Origin of the sequence: Nonomuraea sp. NPDC049784 (assembly GCF_040659615.1) — a bacterium.
Classification (GTDB): Bacteria; Actinomycetota; Actinomycetes; order Streptosporangiales; family Streptosporangiaceae; genus Nonomuraea.
Map to the genome: position 1 here is coordinate 1 of NZ_JBFAMX010000929.1, position 2,913 is coordinate 2,913.

A 2,913-nucleotide genomic window follows, 5' to 3' on the forward strand; every position below is an offset into this window, starting at 1 on the left:
CGGCCATCGTCAGGTCTTCGAACACCAGCAGCGACAGTACGGTCGGCGTCTCTCGGTTACCGATCCACCCCAGGTCGGACAGGACCTTGGGCGGCCAAGGCGATGGCCCGGGCGGCGTGGGTGAAGAACCACCCTGCGGACCTGATCAACGTAGCGTTGGAGCGGCTGGCCCAGGCCCGGCTGGAATCGCCGGCGTTTTCCACGCTGGACAGCATGGAGTCGACGATCCGCGGTCAGGTCAACGGGCAGATCTTCCAGACGATCTGGCGGCGGCTGAGCGCCGCCGATCGTGCACGGCTGGCGGCGTTGCTGGTGGTCGGGCCGGGCGGTAAGAGTGACCTGGACCGGTTGAAGAAACCGGCGCGCAGGGCGAGTTGGTCGAAGTTCAAAGATCAAGCCGCGCAGCTGGCCTGGGTGGAGGGGATTTGTGACACCGAGACGGTGCTGGAGGGCATCGCCGCCTCGAAGGTCGCTGACTTCGCCGGGGAGGCGGATGCGGCTGACGCTGACGTGCTGGCCCGCTCCTACAGCGTGGAGGCCAAGCGGATGGCGCTGCTGGTGTGCCTGGTGCACACTGCTCAGGCGCGGGCGCGCGATGACCTGGCCGCGATGCTGTGCAAGCGGATGGCGGCCAGCGCCAAGAAGGCCAAGGCCAAGCTGGCGGAGATCCATCAGCGGCAGCGGCAGGTGGTGGAAAACCTGATTTCCACCTACCGGGGTGTACTGCAAGGCCTGGTGCCGGGCGGGCCGGTCGAGGTAGCCGAAGTCGCGGCCGCGCAGATGGTGATGATGGCGGTGACCGCGCTGAGAAACTCCGGCGCTGACGCGGAAGAAGGCACTCGGGACAACGCTGAGGACAGTGCCGAGGCCGGCAGCGACATTGAGGAATCCGGCCAGCAGGCCGGTCTCGGGGCCGGGCTGAGCGCCGCGGTCGAGGTGCTGGTCAAGGCGGTACGGATGCAGGCTGCCGGGGTGGGGGCGGTCCGCCAGGTAGTGGAGCGGGCTGGTGGCGCGGCCGCGCAACTGGCCGACATCGAGGAGGTGACGGCCTACAGCCACGACAACCACGAACTGCTGATCCAGCAGTTCTTCAAGGCCGACCGCTCCACCATGCTCGCCCTGGCCGCGGTGCTGAGGTTCAAGGCGACCTCGGCTGATCGCAGCGTGCTGGAGGCGTTGGAGCACGCCCTGGTCTATTGGGGCAAAACCCGCGACTTCATCCCTGGATGCCGCGTCGATGGCCGCCTGCTGGATCTTCGGTTTGCCTCGGCCAACTGGCAACGCGCCATCCGCGACCGCAAGCAGCCGGGCATGCTGGTCAAACGGCACTTCGAGGCGATGGCGTTCGCCTATCTGGCCGAGGAGTTGCGCACCGGGGACGTCGCGGTGGACGGCGCCGCCGAGTACGGCGACTGGAGCTCGCACCTGCTCACCTTCGATGATTGCCGTCCCCTGCTGGACGCCTACTGCGCCGAGGCGGGTCTGCCGTCGACCGCGGCCGATTTCGTGACCGAGTTGAAGGAGCGCCACCGCCAGGCGGCCGAACACCTGGACGCCGGCTACGCCGACAACGAGGACCTGACGTTCGCCAAGGACGGCACCCCCACCCTCAAACGGCTCGCCGGGCTCGGCACCACCGCAGCCGCGACCAAGCTGGGGGCGGAGATCAAATCCCGGATGCCCGAGCGCACGCTGATCGAGATCACCTCGCGCACCGCCTACTGGCTGGGCTGGCACCGCCACTTCGGGCCTGCCTCCGGCCACGACACCAAGCTGAGCAAGCCGCAGGAACGCTACGTGCTGACCACGTTCGCGTGCGGGTCGAATATGGGCCCGGCCGAGGCAGCCCGGCACATCGAGGGGATCACCGCGCACGAGATCTCGCTGGCCAAGAACCGGCACATCACCCTGGCCAAGTTGAACAAGGCGATCACCGACGTGGTCAACGCCTTCGCCCAGCTGGACGTGGTCAAGGCCTGGGGCGATGGCAGCAGCGTGGGAACCGACGGCACCCAGGTCGACACCTACATCGACAACCTGCTGGCCGAGACCTCGATCCGGTACGGAGGATTCGGCGGCATCGCCTACCACTACGTCTCCGACAACTACATCGCGCTGTTCTCCCGCTTCGTGCCGTGCGGGGCGTGGGAGGCGATCTACATCATCGACGGGCTGCTGGCCAACGCCTCCGAGGTCCAGCCCAAGACCGTGCACGCCGACACGCAAGGCCAATCGTTCCCGGTCTTCACCCTCGCGCATTTGTTCGGGTTCGATCTGATGCCACGCATCCGCAACTGGAAGGGCCTGACCTTCTTCCAGCACACCGACCAGGTCACCTACCACCACATCGACTCCCTGTTCCGCAGCGAAGGCGGGAGCCGCAACGTGATCGACTGGGAACTGGTGGAGAAGATGTGGCCCGACCTGATGCGGGTGGCGCTCTCCATCCGCGAGGGCCGACTCAACTCCGTCACCCTGCTGCGTCGGCTGGGCTCCCACTCTCGCAAGAACGAGATCTACCGGGCCTTTCGCGAGGTCGGGCGCAGCGTGCGCACCGTGGCGCTGCTTCGCTTCCTGGCCGATCCGGCGCTGCGGCGGCGCATCACCGCGGTCACCAACAAGGTCGAAGGCTTCAACGGCTTTTCTGGCTGGCTGCGCTTCGGGAACGACGGCGTCATCGCCGACAACGACCCGGCCGAGCAGGAGAAGATGATCAAATTCAACTCGCTGCTGGCCAATTGCGTGATCTTCCATACTGCGCTGGACATGACCGACGTGCTGCGCCAACTGCTGGCCGAGGGCTGGCAGCCCGAGCAGGGCTCCGACATCACCGCCGCCGACATCGCGCAGCTGTCGCCCTATCTGACCGCGCACATCAGCCGGTTCGGCCTGTATGCCACCGACGTGCTGCGC

General features: G+C 66.9%; 1 protein-coding gene. It reads left to right on the forward strand.

Annotated elements, in window-relative coordinates:
- Nucleotides 1–213: 213 nt before the first annotated feature.
- A partial coding sequence (locus AB0J09_RS61180) for a transposase (RefSeq protein ID WP_360713212.1) occupies nucleotides 214–2,913 on the forward strand: 2,700 nt, incomplete at its 3' end.